General features: G+C 73.7%; 21 protein-coding genes. 13 read left to right on the top strand and 8 right to left on the bottom strand.

Annotated features, from left to right (window positions below):
* Positions 1-442: GntR family transcriptional regulator (locus GPA02_RS18270; RefSeq protein WP_156201877.1), on the bottom strand; the 442-nt coding region annotated here is incomplete at its 3' end.
* A gap of 71 nt (positions 443-513) precedes the next feature.
* Here GPA02_RS18270 and GPA02_RS18265 point away from each other — a divergent pair.
* The gene (locus tag GPA02_RS18265; RefSeq protein WP_156201876.1) at positions 514-1,497 is read left to right on the top strand and encodes an aldo/keto reductase; all 984 of its coding nucleotides are present in this window, start codon (positions 514-516) and stop codon (positions 1,495-1,497) included.
* 1 nt (position 1,498) lies between these two features.
* Here the strand turns inward: GPA02_RS18265 and GPA02_RS18260 are convergent, their stop codons facing one another.
* Both GPA02_RS18260 and GPA02_RS18255 read right to left on the bottom strand, forming a co-directional pair.
* The gene (locus GPA02_RS18260; RefSeq protein WP_162457822.1) at positions 1,499-1,858 is read right to left on the bottom strand and encodes a VOC family protein; all 360 of its coding nucleotides are present in this window, start codon (positions 1,856-1,858) and stop codon (positions 1,499-1,501) included.
* Positions 1,859-1,905: 47 nt separating this feature from the next.
* The gene (locus tag GPA02_RS18255) at positions 1,906-2,781 is read right to left on the bottom strand and encodes a sigma-70 family RNA polymerase sigma factor (RefSeq protein ID WP_156201875.1); all 876 of its coding nucleotides are present in this window, start codon (positions 2,779-2,781) and stop codon (positions 1,906-1,908) included.
* A 73-nt stretch (positions 2,782-2,854) separates the two neighbouring features.
* On the opposite strand from GPA02_RS18255, the gene GPA02_RS18250 reads away from it, so the two are divergent.
* The 3 genes from GPA02_RS18250 to GPA02_RS18870 all read left to right on the top strand — a co-directional run bounded on the left by GPA02_RS18250 (position 2,855) and on the right by GPA02_RS18870 (position 4,726).
* Positions 2,855-3,652, top strand: coding sequence for an SDR family oxidoreductase (locus GPA02_RS18250; protein ID WP_156201874.1), 798 nt, complete (start codon positions 2,855-2,857; stop codon positions 3,650-3,652).
* A 61-nt stretch (positions 3,653-3,713) separates the two neighbouring features.
* Positions 3,714-4,304: a dihydrofolate reductase family protein gene (locus tag GPA02_RS18245; protein WP_156201873.1), complete on the top strand. Its 591-nt coding sequence runs from the start codon at positions 3,714-3,716 to the stop codon at positions 4,302-4,304.
* A complete protein-coding gene (locus tag GPA02_RS18870; RefSeq protein ID WP_204986678.1) occupies positions 4,301-4,726 on the top strand; it encodes a hypothetical protein in 426 nt (141 codons plus the stop codon). Before GPA02_RS18245 ends, GPA02_RS18870 begins: the two co-directional genes overlap by 4 nt.
* On the opposite strand, the gene GPA02_RS18235 is transcribed toward GPA02_RS18870, so the two are convergent.
* Together GPA02_RS18235 and GPA02_RS18230 are read right to left on the bottom strand one after the other, a co-directional pair.
* Positions 4,612-5,538 (bottom strand): helix-turn-helix domain-containing protein, encoded by a 927-nt coding sequence (locus GPA02_RS18235; protein WP_156201872.1) that lies wholly within the window; start codon positions 5,536-5,538, stop codon positions 4,612-4,614. The genes GPA02_RS18870 and GPA02_RS18235 overlap by 115 nt on opposite strands.
* A 23-nt stretch (positions 5,539-5,561) precedes the next feature.
* Positions 5,562-6,062: a winged helix-turn-helix transcriptional regulator gene (locus GPA02_RS18230; protein WP_156201871.1), complete on the bottom strand. Its 501-nt coding sequence runs from the start codon at positions 6,060-6,062 to the stop codon at positions 5,562-5,564.
* Positions 6,063-6,141: 79 nt separating this feature from the next.
* On the opposite strand from GPA02_RS18230, the gene GPA02_RS18225 reads away from it, so the two are divergent.
* The 7 genes from GPA02_RS18225 (at position 6,142) to GPA02_RS18195 (ending at position 12,079) form a co-directional block, all read left to right on the top strand.
* Positions 6,142-6,705 carry a dihydrofolate reductase family protein gene (locus tag GPA02_RS18225; protein ID WP_156201870.1) on the top strand — a complete coding sequence of 188 codons (564 nt, stop codon included), beginning with the start codon at positions 6,142-6,144 and terminating at the stop codon, positions 6,703-6,705.
* Positions 6,702-7,307: a dihydrofolate reductase family protein gene (locus tag GPA02_RS18220; protein WP_156201869.1), complete on the top strand. Its 606-nt coding sequence runs from the start codon at positions 6,702-6,704 to the stop codon at positions 7,305-7,307. Before GPA02_RS18225 ends, GPA02_RS18220 begins: the two co-directional genes overlap by 4 nt.
* 53 nt (positions 7,308-7,360) lie before the next feature.
* A complete protein-coding gene (locus tag GPA02_RS18215; RefSeq protein ID WP_156201868.1) occupies positions 7,361-8,389 on the top strand; it encodes an NAD(P)-dependent alcohol dehydrogenase in 1,029 nt (342 codons plus the stop codon).
* Positions 8,390-8,621: 232 nt separating this feature from the next.
* Positions 8,622-9,251: a hypothetical protein gene (locus tag GPA02_RS18210; protein WP_156201867.1), complete on the top strand. Its 630-nt coding sequence runs from the start codon at positions 8,622-8,624 to the stop codon at positions 9,249-9,251.
* Positions 9,252-9,558: 307 nt separating this feature from the next.
* Positions 9,559-11,040 (top strand): purine-cytosine permease family protein, encoded by a 1,482-nt coding sequence (locus GPA02_RS18205; protein WP_156201866.1) that lies wholly within the window; start codon positions 9,559-9,561, stop codon positions 11,038-11,040.
* A complete protein-coding gene (locus tag GPA02_RS18200) occupies positions 11,037-11,567 on the top strand; it encodes a cysteine hydrolase family protein (protein ID WP_156201865.1) in 531 nt (176 codons plus the stop codon). The genes GPA02_RS18205 and GPA02_RS18200 overlap by 4 nt, the downstream gene beginning before the upstream one ends.
* A gap of 32 nt (positions 11,568-11,599) precedes the next feature.
* Positions 11,600-12,079, top strand: coding sequence for an SRPBCC family protein (locus GPA02_RS18195; RefSeq protein WP_156201864.1), 480 nt, complete (start codon positions 11,600-11,602; stop codon positions 12,077-12,079).
* 29 nt (positions 12,080-12,108) lie between these two features.
* Here the strand turns inward: GPA02_RS18195 and GPA02_RS18190 are convergent, their stop codons facing one another.
* A complete protein-coding gene (locus tag GPA02_RS18190) occupies positions 12,109-12,645 on the bottom strand; it encodes a CGNR zinc finger domain-containing protein (RefSeq protein ID WP_156201863.1) in 537 nt (178 codons plus the stop codon).
* Positions 12,646-12,717: 72 nt separating this feature from the next.
* Here GPA02_RS18190 and GPA02_RS18185 point away from each other — a divergent pair, with 72 nt between their 5' ends.
* Entirely contained in the window at positions 12,718-13,689 is a 972-nt protein-coding gene (locus tag GPA02_RS18185; protein ID WP_240134135.1) for an EamA family transporter, read from the top strand.
* On the opposite strand, the gene GPA02_RS18180 is transcribed toward GPA02_RS18185, so the two are convergent.
* Complete coding sequence (locus GPA02_RS18180; RefSeq protein WP_204986677.1) at positions 13,676-14,713, bottom strand: LLM class flavin-dependent oxidoreductase; 1,038 nt, start codon at positions 14,711-14,713, stop codon at positions 13,676-13,678. The two genes, GPA02_RS18185 and GPA02_RS18180, sit on opposite strands and share 14 nt — an antisense overlap.
* 174 nt (positions 14,714-14,887) lie before the next feature.
* On the opposite strand from GPA02_RS18180, the gene GPA02_RS18175 reads away from it, so the two are divergent.
* Positions 14,888-19,744 (top strand): NAD-glutamate dehydrogenase, encoded by a 4,857-nt coding sequence (locus GPA02_RS18175; protein WP_156201862.1) that lies wholly within the window; start codon positions 14,888-14,890, stop codon positions 19,742-19,744.
* A 70-nt stretch (positions 19,745-19,814) separates the two neighbouring features.
* On the opposite strand, the gene GPA02_RS18170 is transcribed toward GPA02_RS18175, so the two are convergent.
* Positions 19,815-20,285, bottom strand: coding sequence for a hypothetical protein (locus GPA02_RS18170; protein ID WP_156201861.1), 471 nt, complete (start codon positions 20,283-20,285; stop codon positions 19,815-19,817).
* Positions 20,286-20,475: the final 190 nt, after the last annotated feature.

Genomic DNA, 20,475 nt, shown 5'->3' with positions numbered 1-20,475 from the left:
CGAGGTCGTCGGCGGTCGCGGCGGCCAGCGCGTCGCGCAGCGCGCGGGACCAGGCGTCGCGGGGCACGTGCCGCAGGTCGGGGATGCCCGGGCGCAGGTCGTAGGCGGGCACGCGCGGCAGCGGCGGCAGCGTGTCGGTGGCCGCTGCGCCCGTGGGGCCGAGGCGCGCACCGGCCGCGACCCGGGTGCCGGACCCGACGCGCGCCTCGAGCACACCCTCGGCGACCAGCTGCTCGTACACCTGGGTGACGACCCAGCGCGAGATCCCGAGCTCCTGCGCCAGCCGCCGGCTGGCGGGCAGCGGCGACCCGGCGTCGAGACGTCCGCTCGTGATGGCGTCGCGCAGCGCACGCTCGAGCCGGGAGACGAGCGGCCCGTCGCCGGCGAGGTCCAGCAAGGTGTCGCCGACGACCGCTCCACTATTGGCCTGGTCGAGCACCATGAGATCGGACCATACACCCGAACCGATCGCAGCCTAGCGTGAGCGTCACAACCCACTCACGAGGGAGAGACATGCGGTACACGACGATCGGTGACGGCGAGCACGGCTTCGAGGTCTCCGTGCTCGCGCTCGGGACGATGTACTTCGGCACCCGCACCGACGAGGAGACCTCGTTCGCGATCCTCGACCGCTACGTCGAGGCGGGTGGCACGTTCCTCGACACCGCGAACAACTACAACGCGTGGGTCGGCGGCCACGGCCGCGACAGCGAGGACGTGCTCGGCCGGTGGCTCGCCAGCCGCGGCAGCCGCGACCGGGTGCGCATCGCGACCAAGCTCGGCGCCGCGAAGAAGGACCCGAGCAAGCCGCTCTCGAACGAGCCTCCGACCAACTACCAGGGGCTCGCGGCCGAGGTCGTAGACCGCGAGGCGCGCGAGAGCCTGCGGCACCTCGGCATCGACCGGATCGACCTGCTCTACGGCCACGTGGACGACCGCGAGACCCCGATCGCCGAGACGGTCGCGGCCTTCGGCAAGCTCCAGGCGGACGGCGTCGTCGACCTCACCGGGATCTCCAACGTCAGTACCTGGCGCGTCGCCACCGCGCACCTGGAGGCCAGGCAGCAGGGCGTGCGCCCGTACGCGGTCGTGCAGCAGCGCCACTCCTACCTCTACCCGCCGCCGGTGCCGCCGCGGACGAGCTGGGTGAACGCCGACCTGCTGGACTACGCGGCCTCCGGCGGGGTCGACGGCCGCATCCCGCTGAGCGTCGTGGCCTACTCGCCGCTGGAGCAGGGCGCGCTGGCCCGGGACGACAAGCCGCTGTTCGGTGGCGCCGACAACGCCGGCTCGCGCGCCCGGGTGCGCGAGCTGCGCCAGGTCGCACGCGAGCTCGGCGCGACGCCGAACCAGGTCGCGATCGCCTGGCTGCTCGGCGGCGAGGTCCCGGTGATCCCGCTGGTGGGGGCGAGCTCGGTCGAGCAGCTCGACGAGCTGCTGGACGCCGTCGAGCTCGACCTGCCCGCCGAGGTGCGGGAGCGGATGGACGCCGTCTGAGTCAGTCCTGCACGACGTCGAGCTCGTTGCCCTCGGGGTCGGCCATCCGCACCCAGCGCAGCTCGCCGAGCGTCTCGTCGCCCAGGCGGGTCGCCCCGAGGGCGACGAGGCGCTCGACCTCGGCGTCGAGGTCCGCCACGTGCAGGTCGAGGTGCATGCGGTTCTTGCCCTGCTTGGGCTCCGCGACCCGCTGCACCAGCACGGTCGGACCGCTGGCCCCCTCGCGCGGCAGCAGCACCTCGAAGGCACCGACGGCGCCCGCCCGCCGGTAGCGCAGGGCCTCGGCCCAGAAGGTCGCGGTCGCCTCCGGGTCGGTCGAGTCGAGCACGATCGTGATCTCGACGGCGTCGCTGTCGTTCATGCGCTCACCTCACCACGCACGACCGTGGCGGCGCAGTGGATCCGCCGTCAGTCCACGAGCAGGCGGTCGACGTCGACCTCGCGCAGCCGGTCCGGGTCGGCGAGCACGTCGAGGCCGACGATGCGGCCGTCGTCGTCGATGTCGAACGCCATGAGCGAGACCAGCCGGCCCTCGAGGACCGCGGCGACACCGGGGCGGCCGTCGAGCAGCACCGGGACCGAGTGCGCCGCGAGCCGCGCGGCGGTGCGGGCCTGGTCCGCGATCCGCGCAGCACCCTCGACGACCCGCAGCCGGTCGCCGTAGTCGGCCCGCAGCACCGCACCCTCGTCGAGGAGCTCGAGCAGGCCGCCGAGGTCGCCGCCCTGCACCGCCGCCAGCCACGCCTCGACCACCTGCCGACCGCGCGAGGCGCCCCCGTCGCCCGGCGAGGACGCGCCCCGCACCCGCCGCCGGGCACGCGAGGCCAGCTGCCGGGCGGCCTGCGGGCTGCGCCCGAGCACGTCGGCGACCTGCCCGAACGGCGTCCCGAAGACGTCGTGCAGCACGAACGCCAGCCGCTCGGCCGGGCCGAGCTCGTCGAGGACGACGAGCAGGGCGGCGCTCACCGCGTCGCTGCGCTCCGCCTCGACGACGGGGTCACCCACCTCCGCGACCGGCTCGTCGCGCCACGGCTCGACCTGCCAGGAGCGCTCCCGGCTGCGGCGCGGCGCACGCAGCTGGTCGAGGCAGATGCGCGAGACGACCGTGGTCAGCCAGGCGTCGAGGTTCGCGATCGTGGCCGTGTCCGCGCGCTCGAGCCGCAGCCAGCTCTCCTGCACCGCGTCCTCGGCCTCGGCGACCGACCCGAGCAGCCTGGTCGCGACCGCCAGCAGCTGCGGTCGCACGGTCTCGAAGCGGCGTGCGAGGAGTCGTCGGTCCGTCATGTCACATCTCCGTCCGTGTCGTCGTCGGGATGCCGACGAGCGACCGCTCGTCGATGTGACGGAAGGACTCACCATGCATGCACCCATCCTGGTCACCGGTGGCACCGGGACGATCGGGCGACGCGTCGTGCCGCTGCTCGTCGCGAGCGGGCGGCAGGTCCGCGTGCTCAGCCGGCACCCGCGGCCCGACAGCCCCGGTGTCACCCACCTGGAGGGCGACACGGTCGCCGACCGTGGTCTCGAGGCGGCGACCGACGGCGTCGAGGTCGTCGTCCACCTCGCGGGCGGGCGCACCGGCGACGACCTCGCCGCCCGCCATGTCGCGGCCGCGGCGCGAGCCGCCGGGGTGCGGCACCTGCTGCTGGTCTCGGTCGTCGGCGCGGACCGGATGCCGATCGGGTACTTCCGGGCGAAGGCGGCCGCCGAGCAGGCGGTGGCCGGGTCCGGGGTGCCGTGGACCGTGCTGCGGGTCGCGCAGCTGCACGACCTCGTGCTCCCCGTGGCACGCGCCGCCGCTCGGCTGCCGGTCACGCCGGCGCCGCGCGGCCTCCGGTTCGAGCCGGTGCACCGGGACGAGGTCGCGCGACGGCTGGCGGACCTCGCCCTGGGAGAGCCGGCGGGTCGCGTCCCCGACCTCGCCGGGCCGGAGGTGCTCGACCTCGCCGCGCTCGTCGCGTCGTTCCGCGAGGCCGAGGACCGGCGCCCGGCCCGCAGGCTCCCGCTGCCGCTCGCCGGCGCCGTCGGACGCGCCTACCGCGAGGGCGCCAACCTCGCCGGGCCCGACGCCCGGCGAGGCACGCGGACGTGGCAGGAGTTCTTGACCGCGACCATGCTCGATTCGTTCAAGTCCGCCGCCGACGGGGCTGCCTAGCGTCACCGGCGCGGGACGGGTGGTGCCGCACCATCCGGCGGGCCCGCGGACGGAGGTGACCATGGGCAAGGTTCTGAGCGCCCTCTCGGTCTCGGTGGACGGCCGCATCACCGGCCGCGACCCGGGGACCGGGCGCGGGCTGGGCGACGGCGGCGTGCTCTTCGACTGGTACGGCAGCGGCGAGACGCCGTCGCGGGAGTTCGAGGGGTTCCGGATGTCACCGGAGAGCGCGCGGCTGTTCGACGAGCTGGCCGGCTCGGTGGGCGCGATGGTGTGCGGTCGGCACACCTACGACGACTCCGGGTGGGCGGCGGGCGGCGGACCCCACCCCACCGCCCCGCTGGTCGTGCTCAGCCACCGACCGGCGCCGGCCGACTGGCCGAACCAGACCTTCACCACGGACGTCCACGACGCGATCGCCGTCGCCCGCGACCTCGCGGGCGACAAGGACGTCGCCCTGCAGGGCGGCGGCCTGGTGACCGCAGCCCTCGAGGCCGGACTGGTCGACGAGCTCGTGCTGCACCAGGTGCCGGTGCTGCTCGGTGACGGCCGGCCGTTCTTCCAGACCCTGCCCCGGCAGGTCGCGCTCGAGGTCGTCGAGGTGGTGCCCGCGCCGGGCGTCACCCACCTGCGGTACGCGGTGCTGCGATGATCTCCTACGAGCACGTGACGCCCGACCAGGTGCGGGAGGTCGCCGCGACCGCCCGACCGTACGCCGTCGCGCTGCTGCGGTGGGGACCGCAGCGCCACCGCGACGGTGCCGACGCGATCGAGCTGGAGCACCAGCGGCGGATGGTGGCGCTGCGCGACGCCGGCACGATCGCCGTGCTGTGCCCGGCGGACTCCGAACGCCTGGCCGGCGTCGCCGTCATGGTCGTCGACGCCGACGAGGCCACGGCGATCATGGCCGAGGACCCCTGCGTGCGCGCGGACATGATCCGCGCCGAGGTGTACCGCTGCTACGGGTTCCCGGGCGACGCGCTCCCCGGCGAGGACCCGGACACCTCCGCCGCCGGCGGCACGGGAGCCGCGACCGGGACGGGCCGCCCGCCGAGCAGCAGGAAGGGGCGGTAGGACGCCGCGTGGTCGTGCCCGCAGGCGCAGTGGTCGGAGGCACCGTGCAGCAGCGGGCGCGGCGTCTGACCGGTCAGCCGCACGCACTCCCGGGTCAGGTGCGCCTGGTCGGCGTAGCCCGCCTCGGTCGCGAGCCGCGACAGTCCCGCGGGACCGGGGAGCCGCAGCCCGGCCGCCGCTGCCTGGGCGAGCGCGAGGAAGCCCTGCAGCCGCAGCGTGCGGTGCAGCGTCTTCGGCGTCAGACCCAGCACCTGCAGGAGACGGCGACGCAGCTGCGACGGCGACAGGTCGACCCGGTCGGCGACGTCGGCGACGCTCGTCGTCCGCCACGGCATCAGCAGCCGGACCGCCGTGCGCACCAGCGGGTCGCCGGCGTCGATCTCGCCCACCAGCACGTGCTGCAGCGGGGTCAGGGCCGCGTCCGGGTCCGATGCCGAGGCGACCGCCTCCACCAGCCGCGCGGCCAGGTCGGGCCGCAGCGCCGCCAGCTCGACGCGCCGGTCGAGCAGCGCCGCTGCTCCGCCGGGCACGCGCAGCGCCGACCCGGGCAGGAAGCGCACGCCGAGCACGGTCGAGCGCGGCGGCAGCACCTCGACGAGCGGGCCGGTGAGCGGCCCGAGCAGCCGCGGCGCGCCACCGACCACGACGTGCAGCTCGGTGCCGCCCGTCGGCAGGTGGGTGTGCACGACGGCGGTGTCGCCGGTGCGCTGCACCCACACCGTCCGCACGACGCCGCGCAGCGGCGGTTCCGGGGCGCGCTCGGTAGAGGAGCCCGCCACCTCGGAACCGGCGGCGACGCCGCGCAGGGCCATGGCGTCCGATCGTAGGACGCGGCTCACGCCCCCGCGCGGGCGACCTCGGCGAGGTACGCCTCGGTGAGCTCGGCGAGGACCGAGCCGGCGCCGTCGGGCCGCGGGACGCCGAGGTGCAGCTCGCGCAGCTCGTCCATGAAGCGGACCCAGAGCTCGGGGCCGCCCCGCTCCAGCAGCTCGGCGCGGATCGAGAGCTCCCGGGAGACCGGGAGGTGGCGCCGCCCCCAGCTGCCGAGCGCGGCCATGACCGGCACGAGCTGGATCGACGCCTCGGTGAGGCTGTACACGACCTTCTGCTTGTGGCTCGGGTCCGGCGCGCGCGTGATGAGGCCGGCCTCGGTCAGCCGCTGCAGCCGGTCGGCCAGGATGTTCGACGCGATGCCCTCCTCGGAGCCGGTCAGCAGCTCCCGGAAGTGGCGGCGGTTGCCGAACATCATGTCGCGGATCACGAGCAGCGACCACTTGTCGCCGATCACCTCCAGCGAGAGGTTGATCGGGCACCCGGATCGAGTCGTGACGTCCATACCGATTGCACTCTACAACCAGCGGTGCTAGCGTCCCATCCAGTTGCAGATCACAATCGGTTTCTCGAGGAGGAGAACGATGGCGCTGGTCTACTCCGCGACCGGGTCGCTCGACGGCTACGTCGCGGAACCCGATGGCAGCTTCGAGTTCGCCTATCCCGACGAGGAGCTGCACACCTTCGTCAACGAGGTCCACGCCACCATCGGCACGCTGCTCATCGGACGCCGCAGCTACGAGCTGATGGAGCCGTGGGACACGATGGACATCGCGACCGCGGACCCGGCCGAGGCCCAGTTCGCACGCCAGTGGCGCGAGACCGACAAGCTCGTCTACTCCTCGACGCTGCCGGAGGTCACGTTCCCACGCACCCGCCTCGAGCGTTCTTTCGACCCCGCGGCGGTCGCGGAGCTGAAGGCCACCAGCGACCGCGACGTGGGCATCGGCGGGCCCGAGCTGGCGGGGGCGGCGTTCGACGCCGGCCTCGTGGACGAGGTCTGGACCTTTCTCGTCCCGACCGTGATCGGCGGCGGCGCCCCGATGTTCGCCGCCGGCACCCGGCTCGACCTCGAGCTGATCGACCAGCACCGCTTCGGCAACGGGACGGTGGGGATGCACTACCGCGTGAAGGGAACCCGAGCATGAGCGTCGTCGCCACCATGTCCATCTCGCTCGACAACATCGGGACGGGCCACCACCAGACCGAGGAGCGACCGTTCGGGGACGCCCCCGAGGATGCTCTGCACCGCTGGATGTTCGACGCGCCACAGGAGAACCAGCCGGAGATCGACGCGATCCTCGGTGCCGGCGCCTATGTGATGGGCCGCAACATGTTCGGACCGGTGCGCGGCGAGTGGGACCGCGACTGGCGCGGCTGGTGGGGCTCGAACCCGCCGTACCACGCGCCCGTGTTCGTGCTCACGCACTACCCGCACGACCCGATCGAGATGGAGGGCGGCACCACCTTCCACTTCGTCACCGACGGCATCCACGCCGCCCTCGACCGCGCCCGTGAGGCCGCCGGTGACCTCAACATCCACATCGCGGGCGGGCCCACCACGACCAACGCCTATCTCGCCGCCGGGCTCGTCGACGAGCTCGCGCTGCAGATCTCGCCGGTCGTGCTCGGTGAGGGGATCCGGCTGCTCGACGGCGTCGGGCGCCTCGACCTGGAGCCGATCGCGATCCGGCCGACGTCGCTCGTCACGCACGCCCGCTACCGCGTGCGCTACCCGGACGGCGCCTGAGCGTTCCCGAACCGTGCACCCGGGCGCCCCGGTGCCGCTCGTAGGCTGCCGCCATGACCATCCCGACGCCGGTCCCCGACTCCATGCGTGCCGCGTTCCTCGACGCGCCCCGGCAGATCGTCGTCCGCGAGACCCCCACCCCGCAGCCCGGCCCGCACGAGGTGCTGGTGCGACCGACGTCGGTGGGCCTGTGCGGCTCGGACGTGCACTTCTGGGAGCACGGCCGGGTCGGCGACCTGGTCGTCGAGGAGCCGCTGATCCTCGGCCACGAGGTCGCCGGTGTGATCGCCGCCGTCGGGGAGGGCGTCGACCCCGGCCGGGTCGGCGAGCGCGTCGCGGTCGACCCGCAGCGGCCCTGCCGCCGCTGCGGGTACTGCCTCGGCGGCCGCTACAACCTGTGCCGGTCGGTCGAGTTCCCCTCCGCTCCCCCGGTGCACGGCGCGTTCGCCGAGTACCTCGCGGTCCCCGCCGACTTCGCGTTCCCGCTGCCGGAGGACATGTCCGACGACGAGGCCGCGCTGCTGGAGCCGCTGAGCGTCGGGATCGCGGCCGTCCGCAAGGCGGACGTCGTGCCCGGCTCGCGCGTGCTCGTCACCGGCGCCGGTCCCATCGGCGTGCTGACGGCGGCCGCCGCGGCCGCGTTCGGCGCCACCGAGGTCGTCGTCTCCGACCCGCTCGCGAGCCGTCGGCAGATCGCGCTGCGGCACGGTGCCACAGCTGTCCACGACCCGGCCTCCGGGCCGCTGCCCGAGGAGCGGTTCGACGCGCTGGTCGACGCCGCCGGCGTCCAGGCCACGGTCGACGGCGGCATCCGCGCGCTGCGCGCCGGCGGCACCGCGGTCGTGGTCGGCATGGGCTCCGACCGGGTCGACCTCGACCTGTTCCGGGTGCAGAGCCACGAGCTGCGCATCGAGGGCCTGTTCCGCTACGTCGACACCTGGCCCACCGCGATCGCGCTCGTGAGCAGCGGCCGGGTCGAGGTCGCCTCGCTGGTGAGCGACGTCGTCGGGCTCGACGACCTCGACGCCGCCATGCGCCGCAACGGCGACCCCGACGTCATGAAGATCGTCGTCCGGGTCTAGAGCCGCCGTCACGGGCGACTCCGCGAGCTCGTAGCCCCGTACCGAGATCGTGGTGTGCACCGTACGAGGTCGGTACGCAGGTACGAGCTCGCTGGCCGCGCGCGCCGCACGGGGCTCCCCGAGCGCCTCGTCCGCGTGGACGCCGAGCCGGAGGACGCAACGCTGCGCTCGTCGATGCCATCCTCACTGCCGTGAACCCGAGACCGCGTGAACGAGCGACCCAGGGGATGACATGATCTCGCACCGCGCACACCGGACCGTCGTCGCGCTCGCGACGGCGGCGCTCACCCTCGCTGCCTGCGCCCCGGGCGACGACCCGACCCCTGTGCCGACCCCGACACCGACCTCGCCGCCGACCACAGAGCCCCCGACTGCCGACCCGTCGACGAGCGACGCGCCCACCTACGAGGAGGCCCAGATCGCGGACGCGCGTGAGTTCGTCATCGAGTCCTACGAGGTGGCGGGGGCCATCGGGAACGACGGTTTCGAGAACTGGGAAGCACGCATCTACCCGTACTACTCGGGCGTGAGCACCGACTCGAAGCTGTGGCAGCTGCTTTCTCAGAGCTTCGAGGAGTACGCCGCCGAGGGCATCGTGATCGAGGGCGCCACCGAGGTGGTCTCGGCGGACGTGACCGAGTGGGAGGAGGACCCCACCGGTGAGGGCTTCGACACCGTCGTCTTCGACGTCTGCCTCGACTCCAGCAGCGTCGTCTTTCGCAACAGCGACGGCACCGAGAGCAGCGACTACAGCTCGCCCGACCACCGGTACCCGGCGGAGATCGAGGTGATGGGGCAGCCGGGCACGGACCTGGGGTGGTCGATCATGGAGCAGATCGCCGACGCGACGTCGTCGTGCTGACCTGGACACGCCTGCTGCGGCCGGCCCTCCCGGTCCGTGGCGGTGAGCGACGGCAGCGGGTACGTCTCCGCGGGCATCCCGGACCGCCCCGGGGCGTGCGCGGACGTGCAGGTGGGCTGCCGGCCGCGCGCAGACGCCGGGGGACGGGCGCGGCACCCGACGGTGACCGCTGGGAGCCGCTGATCCAGCTCTGGACGGAGGACGACGCGTGCCCGAGGCTGCTCAGCGCCGTGTGCACGGTGCGCCGCAGCCCGACCGCACCGCGCGGGTCCTCGCGCGCCGGGGCGGGTTGTGCCACGCTCCCGGCATGACAGACACGACGTCTGTGCCCGAGGCGGGTCCCGCCGTCGAGCCGGACCTCCAGATCGAGACCACCGGCATCGAGATCGTCACGCCGGACAAGCGCACCGCGAAGCCGCGGGACCTGTTCTGGCCGTGGTTCGCCGCGAACGTCTCGGTGTTCGGCATCAGCTACGCCTCCTACGTCTACGGCTTCGGCGTCAGCCTCGGCCAGGCGCTGCTCGTCACGGTCGTCGGCATCACGCTGAGCTTCCTCACCTGCGGGGTCGTCGCGATCGCCGGCAAGCGCGGCTCGGCGCCGACGATGATCCTGTCGCGCGCGTCCTTCGGCGTCACCGGCCAGAAGGTGCCGGGGGTGTTCTCCTACCTGATCTCGATGGGCTGGGAGACGTTCCTCGCGATCATGGCGGTGCTCGCGACCGCGACCGTGGTCACCAAGCTCGGCGGCGACGGCGGCACCGCGACCAAGATCATCGCGATGGTCGTCGTGGCCGCGCTGATCGTCGCCGGCTCGGTGGCGGGCTACCACCTGATCATGAAGCTGCAGTCGGTCCTCACGTGGGTGACCGGCGCGGTGACGATCGCCTACATCGTGCTCACGATCGGCCAGATCGACCTCGGCACCGCCGCGCAGATGCCGTCCGGCTCGGCGCAGGCCATGATCGGCGCACTGGTCATGGTGCTCACCGGGTTCGGGCTCGGCTGGGTCAACATCGCGGCCGACTGGTCCCGCTACCAGCGCCGCGACGCCTCCAGCGGCGCGATCGTCTTCTGGAACACCTTCGGCGGCGCGATCGCCCCGATCCTGCTGGTCGTCTACGGGCTCGCGCTCATCGGCACCCGGCCCGACCTCATGGACGGCATCGCGCTCGACCCGATCGGCACCCTCGCCGACCTGCTGCCCACGTGGTTCCTCGTGCCGTTCCTCGTGGCGGCCGTGCTCGCGCTCGTCAGCGGCGCGATCCTCGGCATCTACTCCTCCGGCCTGACGCTGCTCAGCCTGGGGCTGAAGGTCAAGCGTCCGGTCGCGGCCGGGATCGACGGCGCCATCCTCACGATCGGCGCCGTCTGGGTCGTGTTCTTCGCCGAGAGCTTCCTCGGCCCGTTCCAGTCCTTCCTCATCACGCTGGGCGTCCCGATCGCGGCGTGGGCGGGCATCACGATGGCCGACGTCGTGCTGCGGCGCCGCGACTACGACGACGCGGCGCTGTTCGACGGCAGCGGCCGCTACGGGCGCTGGAACCCGACCGTGATCGCGCTCATGGCGCTCGCCTCGGTCGTGGGCTGGGGCCTGGTCATCAACAACTTCGCCGAGGAGGCGGCCTGGAACAACTGGCAGGGCTACCTGCTCGGCCCGCTGGGCCTCGGCGGTCGTGACGGCGACTGGGCGTGGGCGAACCTCGGGGTGCTGTTCGCGCTGCTCATCGGGTTCGTCGGGTACCTGCTGCTGCAGCGAGGCGCCGTCCGCCGGCAGGAGACCGACGCGTGAGCGACGACCCCTGGCTGGTCGTCGTCGACCACCAGCGGGTGTTCGCCGAGGAGGCATCGGACTGGGGCTCGCCGATGTTCGCCGACACCGTGCCGGTCGTCGCGGCGCTGGCGCGCGAGCACGGCGAGCGGGTCGTGCTCACGCGCTGGGTGCCCCACGAGCCCGCCGACCGCGCCGGATCCTGGGTCGACTACTTCGAGCGGTGGCCGTTCGCCGACCGCCCCGCCGACGACCCGATGTTCGACCTCGTGGACAGCGCTCGCACGCTGGCCGCGCCGCACGTCCTCACGCGGCCGACGTTCGGCAAGTGGGGTCCGGAGCTGCAGGCGATCACCGGCCCGGCGCCAACCCTCACCCTCGTCGGGGTCTCCACCGACTGCTGCGTCATCTCGACGGCGCTGCCCGCGGCGGACGCCGGTGCCCGGGTCCGCGTGGTCGCGGCCGGGTGCGCGGGCTCGACGCCGGAGGCGCACGAGCAGGCGCTCGCGATCATGCGGCTGTACGCGCCGCAGATCGAGGTCGTCTGAGGCCGACGACATCCGGCGGGTAGCGTGGCCGTGTGCCCGTCATCGAGTCCTCGGTCGTCGTCGACGTCGACCCGCCGACGGCGTTCGCGGTCTCGCAGACCACCGGCCCCACGCGGCTGCGGTGGGACCCGTTCATCCGCCGTCAGCACTTCCTGGACGGCGCGACCGCGCCCGGCAGGGGTGTGCGGACCTTCACGCGGCACCGCTCGGGCATCTCGATGGTGAGCGAGTACGTCTCCTACGCGCCACCGTCGAACGTCGGCATGCGGATGGTCACCGGGCCGTGGTTCTTCGCGAACCTGGCGGGCGGGTGGCGGTTCAAGGCCGCTGACGGCGGCGGCACGCTCGCCACCTGGAAGTACTCCTTCGGCTGCCGGCCGCGGTGGCTCGCGCCGCTCGCCGAGCGGATCGGCGGCTGGGTGCTGCAGCGCGACATCGACCGCCGGATCGCCGGCTTCGCGCGCGGCTGCGCCGATCCGCTCGTGCTCGCCGAGGTGCGGCCCACCGCCTGAGCCTGGACGGCCTCGCGGCGCCCGCGCGGTCAGTCGCCGTGCCGCCGGGCGCGGTAGGCGGCGGCAGCGACCCGGTTGGTGCACGCGGTCGAGCAGTACTTGCGCGAGCGGTTCTTCGAGAGGTCGACGACGACGCCCTCGCAGTCCGGTGCGGCGCACGTCGCCAGCCGGTCGGTCTCGCCCGCCCGGATGACATCGGCCATCGCCATCGCGGACTCGACCGCCATCCGCGCGGCGAGCGGCGCGTCGTCGGGCATCGCGTGGAGGTGCCACGACCAGGTGCCGTGCCGCACGAGCTGCGGCAGCGCGCCGTTCTCGCGGAGCAGCGCGTTGACGATCGCCACCCGTCGCTCGTCGTCGACCTCCCAGAGCTCGCGCAGCCGCGACCGCAGCGCCCGCACCTCCTCCAGCTCGGCCTCGTCGCCGGCGCGGGCGCCGGTCCACTCCCAGCGGTCGAGGAACTCCGCGAGCTCACCGACCGTGCGCAGCGTCTCGGGCGCGGCAGCGGTGTTGACGAGCGCGGCGGTGCCGGCGAGCGCCAGCGAGGTGTCATGGGCGAACAGCAACTTGACTCCTGACGTCCAGATCGGGCATCGTCATCACCGTAACCGTACGTGACTCATGATGCCGGAGTGGCCGTGACCGTCCTCGCTCGCCGCAGCATGTCCGTCGGGCTCGTGCTGGCCGTCGTGTCCGCGGTGGCGTTCGGCTCGTCGGGCGCGTTCGCGAAGGGGCTGCTCGACGCCGGCTGGACACCCGGCGCCGCCGTCGTCTGGCGCGTGGGTCTCGCGAGCCTGCTGCTCGCAGGCCCGACGGCTGTCGCGCTGCGCGGCCGGTGGCACCTGCTGCGCACCGGTTGGCGCCCGATCGCCGCGTTCGGCGTCGTCGCCGTCGCGATGTGCCAGGTCGCCTACTTCCAGGCCGTCCAGTACGTCTCGGTCGGGGTGGCGCTGCTGCTGGAGTACCTCGGGGTCGTGCTGGTCGTCGGGTGGCTGTGGCTGCGGCACGGCACCAAGCCGCGGCCGCTGAGCATCGCCGGCGGCGTGCTCGCCCTCCTCGGCCTCGTCGGAGTGCTCGACCTCGTCGGCGGCGGCACGGTGCACCCGATCGGCGTCGTGTGCGGGCTGCTGGCCGCCGTCGGGCTCGCGACCTACTTCGTCGTCTCGGCCGACCAGCGGGCCGGGCTGCCGCCGGTCGCGCTCGCCGGCGCCGGCATGGTGCTCGCGACGCTCGTGCTGCTGCTCGCCGGTGCCGTGGGCCTGCTCGAGATGCGCATGACCACGCTGCCGGTCGACCTCGCCGGCCGCACGCTGCCCTGGTGGGTCCCGGTCGTCGGGCTCGGCCTGATCTCGACCGCGGTCGCCTACGGCTTGGGCATCGCCGCGACGCGTGTGCTCGGCTCCAAGCTCGCCTCGTTCGTCGGGCTCACCGAGGTGCTCTCGGCGGTGCTGATCGCGTGGCTGCTGCTCGACCAGGTGCCGCGCCCGGTGCAGCTGGTGGGCGGCGTGCTCATCCTGCTGGGCGTCGCCGCCGTCAAGCTCGACGAGCGGGCCCCGGTGCCGGAGCCGGTCGAGGAGGTCGTCCGGCAGGGCGACCTCACGCCTGGCTGAGCGCCTCCCGCACGGCGGGCGCCACCTCGCGCCCGTACAGCTCGATGCACGAGCGGATCGCGGCGTCCGGCAGCGTGCCGGCGCTGTACTTGAGGTCGAAGCGCGACAGCCCCAGCGCCCGCGCCGTGCGCACGATCTTGGCGGCGACGGTCTCGGGCGACCCGACGAACAGCGCACCCTCGGCGACCTCGGCCTCGTAGGCGGCGCGGGTCATCGGCGGCCAGCCGCGCTCGCGCCCGATGCGCGCGGTCATCGCCTGGTAGTGCGGGAAGAACCGGTCGCGCGCCTCCTCGTCGGTGGCGGCCACGTGCCCCGGCGCGTGCACGCCGACCGGCAGCGGCTCCCGGCCGTGCTCGCGCAGCGCGTCGTGGTACAGCTCGACGAACGGAGCGAACCGCACCGGGTCGCCCCCGATGATCGCGAGCATCAGCGGCATCCCGTAGCTCGCCGCCCGCACCACCGACTCGGGGCTGCCGCCGACACCGATCCAGGTGCGCAGCGTGCCGCTCTCGAGCGGCGGGTGCACGGTCACACCGGTCAGCGGCGGCCTGGTGCTGCCCGACCAGGTGACCGGGCCGCCGCGCAGCAGCGCCGCGAACAGGTCGAGCTTGTCGCTGAACAGCACCTCGTAGTCGGCGAGGTCGTAGCCGAACAGCGGGAACGACTCGGTGAAGGAGCCCCGACCGAGCGTGACCTCCGCGCGGCCGCGCGAGATCGCGTCGAGCGTGGAGAACCGCTGGAACACCCGCACCGGGTCGTCGGAGGAGAGCACCGTGACCGAGGAGCCCAGTCGGATCCGCTCGGTGCGGGCCGCGACCGCAGTCAGCACGACGTCGGGCGCCGAGACCGCGAAGTCCTCGCGGTGGTGCTCCCCCACCCCGAAGAAGTCGAGCCCGACCTCCTCGGCGAGCACCCCCTGCTCGACGACGTCGCGGATCACCTGCGCCTGATGCAGCGGCCGACCGTCCGCGTCGACGGTGACGTCGCCGAACGTGTCCACACCGAGCTCGATCACGAGCACCACCGTAGGCGACGACGGCGCCACGCGCGCGGTCGTCCCGTCGCGCCCCGGAGCCGCCGGTGCGGCGCGCGGCCGCGCGCGTGAGACCGGTCCTCTCGGGGCGCGGACGGCACCGGGCGCGCACGCCCTGGCTCCTAGACTCGACCCGCACGACGACGTACCGGAGGGATGGGTCCGATGGGGTCTGCCACGACGCAGTTCTCCGACGACGCGCGGGCGCGCGTGTTCGCCGAGATCGCCGAGCTCGCCGAGGGGCGGGACGACCTCCGCGACGTCGTCGAGCGGGTGCTCGAGCACGTCGCGTCCGAGGACCTGCTGGAGCGCGAGCCTCGCGACCTGCTGGGCGCCGTCGCGTCGCTGCGCGACCTGGCCGCACGGCGCCGTGACGGCGAGACGCTCGTGCAGGTGCTCTCGCCGTCGCTGCGCGAGAACGGCTGGACGTCGCGCCGCAGCGTCGTGCAGATCTGCACCGAGGACTCACCGTTCCTCGTCGACTCGGTGACGGCCGCGCTCGCGCAGGACGGGCTGACCGTGCACCTGCTGGTGCACCCGCTGCTCGTCGTGCGCCGCGACGCCGAGGGCGTGCTGCAGCAGATCCGCCCCGAGCGGCCGCCGTCGACCGCGGGCACGACCGAGTCCTGGATGCACATCGAGGTCGACCGGGCGGCCTCGCCCGCGGCCGAGGAGGAGCTCGCCGCGCACCTGCGCGCCGTGCTCGACGACGTCCGCGCCGCCGTCGAGGACTGGTTGCCGATGCGGCACGCGTGCGAGGCGATCGCGCACGACCTCGATCGTGGCGCGCCCGCGACGGTCGACCCTGCCGAGGTCGAGCCGACCAAGCAGTTCCTGCGCTGGCTCGCCGACGACCACTTCACGTTCGTCGGGTACCGCGAGTACCGGCTGGCCGAGCGTGAGATCGACGGCGCACCCGAGCTGGTGCTCGAGGCCGTCGAGGGCTCCGGGCTGGGCGTGCTGCGCGAGGTCGCGGAGCCGTACTCGCGGCTGCGCCCCGAGGCGCAGGCGACCGCCCGCGAGCCGCGGCTGCTCACGATCACGAAGGCCAACTCGCGCAGCACCGTGCACCGGCCGGTCTACCTCGACTACATCGGGATCCGGACCTTCGACCTCGACGGCGCGGTGACCGGCGAGAAGCGGTTCCTCGGCCTGTTCACGTCGACCGCGTACGCCGAGTCGGTCACGCGGCTCCCGATCGCGGGTGACAAGGCGCGGGCGGTGCTCGACCGGGCCGGGTTCGCCGCCAGCAGCCACTCCGGCAAGGACCTGCTGCAGATCCTCGAGGCGTACCCGCGCGACGAGCTGTTCGCGGTCGCGACCGACCGGCTCGCCGAGACCGTGCAGGAGGTGCAGCACCTCAGCGAGCGCCGGCGGCCCCGGATCTTCGTGCGCAAGGACGAGTTCGGCCGGTTCGCCTCGGCGCTGGTGTTCGTGCCGCGCGACCGGTACACGACCGCCGTCCGGCTGCGCATCGAGGCGATCCTGCGGGAGGTGTTCGACGCCGAGCACGTCGACTACACGACGCGGCTGTCGGACTCCCCGCTCGCGCAGCTGCACTTCGTGCTGCGCTCCGGGGCGGGGCGATCGGTGCCCGACGTCGACGCCGACGCGCTGCAGGAGCGGGTGCTCACCGCGATCCGCACCTGGGAGGAGCAGCTCGCCGACGCCGTCCACGAGCAGACGACGCGCGACGCCGACCGCGACGCCGCCGTCGAGGACACCGAGGACGCCGCGAACGCGCTGCTCGCCACGTTCACGTTCCCCGAGGCGTACAAGGAGGACGTCGAGCCGGCCGACGCCGTGCCGGACCTGCTGCGTCTCGACGCGCTCGCGCGCACCGGCACCGGCTCGGTGCACCTGACCGCGGGCGAGGGGCCGGCCGACCGGCGCTTCAAGATCTTCTCGGACGCGCCGCTGTCGCTCACCCGGGTGCTGCCGGTGCTCACCGACCTCGGCGTCGAGGTCACCGACGAGCGGCCGTACTCGATCACGACGCCGCAGCAGCCGGACGGGTCGATGCACATCTACGACTTCGGGCTGCGCGCGGACCCGCAGACGTGGGACGACGACCCCACCCGCTTCGAGGAGGCGTTCGCGGCCGCGTGGAGCGGTGCCGCGGAGTCGGACGCGCTCAACGCGCTCGTGCTCACGGCGAGGCTGTCGTGGCGGCAGATCGTGGTGCTGCGCGCGATCGGGCGCTACCTGCGCCAGATCGGGTCGGCGTTCTCGATGGAGTACATCGAGGAGGCGCTGGTCGCCAACCCGGCGCTCGCCGCGGCGATCGTGCGGCTGTTCGAGACCCGGTTCGACCCCGACCGTCCCGGCGACGACCGCGACGAGGCGAGCGCCGCGCAGGTGCGCGAGCTCGAACGAGCGCTCGACGACGTGGCGAGCCTCGACGCCGACCGCATCCTGCGCGCGTTCGTCGGCATCGTGCAGGCGACGCTGCGCACCAACGTCTTCCAGGTGGACGGCGACGGAGCACCCAAGCCGCACGTGTCGATGAAGCTCGACTGCCGGCGCGTGCCCAACCTGCCGCAGCCGCACCCGATGGCCGAGATCTGGGTGTACTCCCCGACGGTCGAGGGCGTGCACCTGCGGTTCGGGCGGGTCGCGCGCGGTGGGCTGCGCTGGAGCGACCGCCGCGAGGACTTCCGCACCGAGGTGCTCGGGCTGGTCAAGGCGCAGATGGTGAAGAACGCCGTCATCGTCCCGACCGGGTCCAAGGGCGGCTTCGTCGGCAAGCAGCTGCCCGACCCGGCCGTGGACCGGCAGGCGTGGCTGGAGGCGGGCAAGGCGGCCTACCGGACGTTCATCCGGGGGCTGCTGGACCTCACCGACAACCGGGTCGGGTCCGACGTCGTGCCGCCCGAGCGCGTCGTCCGGCACGACGAGGACGACCCGTACCTGGTCGTCGCCGCGGACAAGGGCACCGCGACGTTCTCCGACATCGCCAACGAGATCTCGCGCGAGTACGGCTTCTGGCTCGACGACGCGTTCGCCTCGGGCGGCAGCGCCGGCTACGACCACAAGGCGATGGGCATCACCGCGCGCGGCGCGTGGGAGTCGGTGAAGCGGCACTTCCGCGAGCTCGGCGTGGACACCCAGAACGAGGACTTCACGGTCGTCGGCATCGGCGACATGAGCGGCGACGTCTTCGGCAACGGCATGCTGCTGAGCGAGCACATCCGGCTGGTGGCCGCGTTCGACCACCGGCACGTGTTCGTCGACCCCGACCCCGACGCCGCGACGTCCTACGCCGAGCGGCGCCGGCTGTTCGAGATGCCGGGGTCGAGCTGGGCGGACTACGACGCCTCGCTCATCAGCGAGGGCGGCGGCGTCTACCCCCGGTCCGCGAAGTCGGTGCCGCTCTCGCCGCAGGCCCGCGAGGCGCTCGGCATCGCCGACGAGGTCACCGAGCTGACACCCGCCGAGCTGATCCGCCACGTCCTCCGGGCACCGGTCGACCTGCTGTGGAACGGGGGCATCGGGACCTACGTCAAGGCGTCGATCGAGACCCACGCGGACGTCGGCGACCGCGCCAACGACGCGATCCGTGTCGACGGCGCCGACCTGCGGGTGCGCGTGGTCGGCGAGGGCGGCAACCTCGGCGCGACCCAGCTCGGCCGCATCGAGGCCGCCCGCAACGGCGTCCACATCAACACCGACGCGATCGACAACTCGGCGGGCGTGGGCACCTCCGACAAGGAGGTCAACCTCAAGATCCTGCTGACCGAGCAGGTGCGCGCGGGTGTGCTCGACCTCGACGCGCGCAACGAGCTGCTGGCGTCGATGACCGACGAGGTTGCCGAGCAGGTGCTGCGCGACAACTACGAGCAGAACGTGCTGCTGGGCAACAGCCGCGCCAACAGCGCGGTCATGCTGCCGGTCCACAGCCGGCTGCTCGACTGGCTGGAGGAGCACGGCGACCTGGACCGCGAGCTGGAGTTCCTGCCCGACGACGACGAGATCGAGCGGCGCGTCGCCGCCGGCGAGGGTCTGACGCGGCCCGAGTTCGCCGTCGTCGTGGCCTACACGAAGCTGGCGCTGAAGTCCCAGCTGGCCGCGACCGGGCTGGCCGACGAGCCCTGGTTCTCCCGCACCTTGGCCGAGTACTTCCCGACCGCGGTGCGCGAGCGGTTCGCCGACGCGCTGGGTGCGCACCCGCTGCGCCGGGAGATCATCGTCAACTCGGTCGTCAACTCGATGGTCAACCGCGGCGGCATCACGTTCGTGTTCCGCGCGGCCGACGAGACGGGCGCGTCGGTCGAGCAGATCGCGCGCGCCTACGTGACCTCGCGCGAGATCTTCGGGCTGCGGTCGTTCGTGCAGGCGGTCGAGGCCACCGACACCGTGGTGCCGACGCTCGTGCAGACCGACCTGTACCTGACCTTCCGGCGGCTGCTCGACCGGGCGTCGCGGTGGTTCGTGCTGCACCGGCCGGACGTGGTCGACGTCGCGGGCGAGGTCGAGCGGTTCGCCGGTCCGGTGCAGACCTGGACGATGCGCATGGGCGAGCTGATGCGCGGCGAGGACCTCGAGCGGCACCGGGCCAAGGTGGCCGAGCTGCGCGAGGCCGGTTTCGAGGCCGACTTCGCCGAGCGTGGCGCGGCACTGCTCGCGTCGCTGTCGTTGCTCGACATCGTCGCCACCGCGGGCACCGACCCGGCCGACGTCGAGGAGGTTGCCCGGCTCTACTACGCGATCTCGGACGAGATCGGCTACCACCACCTCGCGCAGCGCACCAACGCGCTGCCGCAGGACGACCGGTGGGACTCGATGGCCCGGGCGGCGCTGCGCGACGACCTGACGGCGGTGCTGATCGGGCTCACCCGCGCGGTGCGGGAGGCCACGCCGGCCGACGTCCCCGCCGAGGAGCGCGTCGCCGCGTGGGTCGAGGCGGGCGGCACCGCGAGCAGGCGGGCGCTCGACGTGCTCGCCTCGGTGCGCCGTGTCGAGGAGGCGAGCATCGCGCCGTTGTCGGTCGCGCTCCGGACGCTGCGCTCCCTGATCGGCTGACCGGCTGCGTGCCCGACGGCACGGGGGTGCCGGCCGGGCGGTCGGCCCGGCCGGTCGCGGGCGGGACGGGTCAGGCGGCCTCGTCGAAGAGGGGGCGTCCGCGCGGCTCCAGGACAGCCTCGTGGATCTCGAGCACCTCGGCGCGCTCGACCCGGCTGAACATCACCGCCCGACGGCGGCTGAAGTAGTCGGCCGGGAACTCGGCCGAGCCGGTCAGCCAGGACAGCCACAGCGACGTCGGCGTCTCCTCGAGCACGTAACCGGGCGGCGTCGCGGTGGCGCGCAGCTGCGGCAGCGCCGACCGGCCGCGGTGCAGCACGCCGAGCTCGAGCGCGAGGAAGCGGCGGGCGTCCTCGACGTCGTCGAACGCGCCGAGCAGCTCGCCGTCGCCGTCACGGCGCGAGATCTCGACCGCGACCAGCTCCTGCCGCTCGGCGATCGCGAAGCCGACCCGCTCGTCGGCCAGGCGCACGAGCTCCCCCTGCCCGGGCTCCACCTCGGCGAACCCGAGCTCCTGACCCCAACCGATCAGGTCCTCCATGACGAGATGATACGGACGATCCGGCGCGTTCGGGAGGCGCCGCGCCCCACCCGCGCGCCGTCGCACCCGACGGTGGCGGCGCACGGACCCCGCCCGACGGCGACGTCCGCGGGCACCCCCCCGGGCCCGGCGAGCGGCCGGACCCGCCGCGCACCGGACCCGCCGCGCGGCCCCGCCCGGCGGTCGGGAC

Origin of the sequence: Actinotalea caeni (genome assembly GCF_009733795.1) — a bacterium.
Taxonomy (GTDB): Bacteria; Actinomycetota; Actinomycetes; order Actinomycetales; family Beutenbergiaceae; genus Pseudactinotalea; species Pseudactinotalea caeni.
This window is presented reverse-complemented; position numbering and strand designations above follow the sequence as displayed.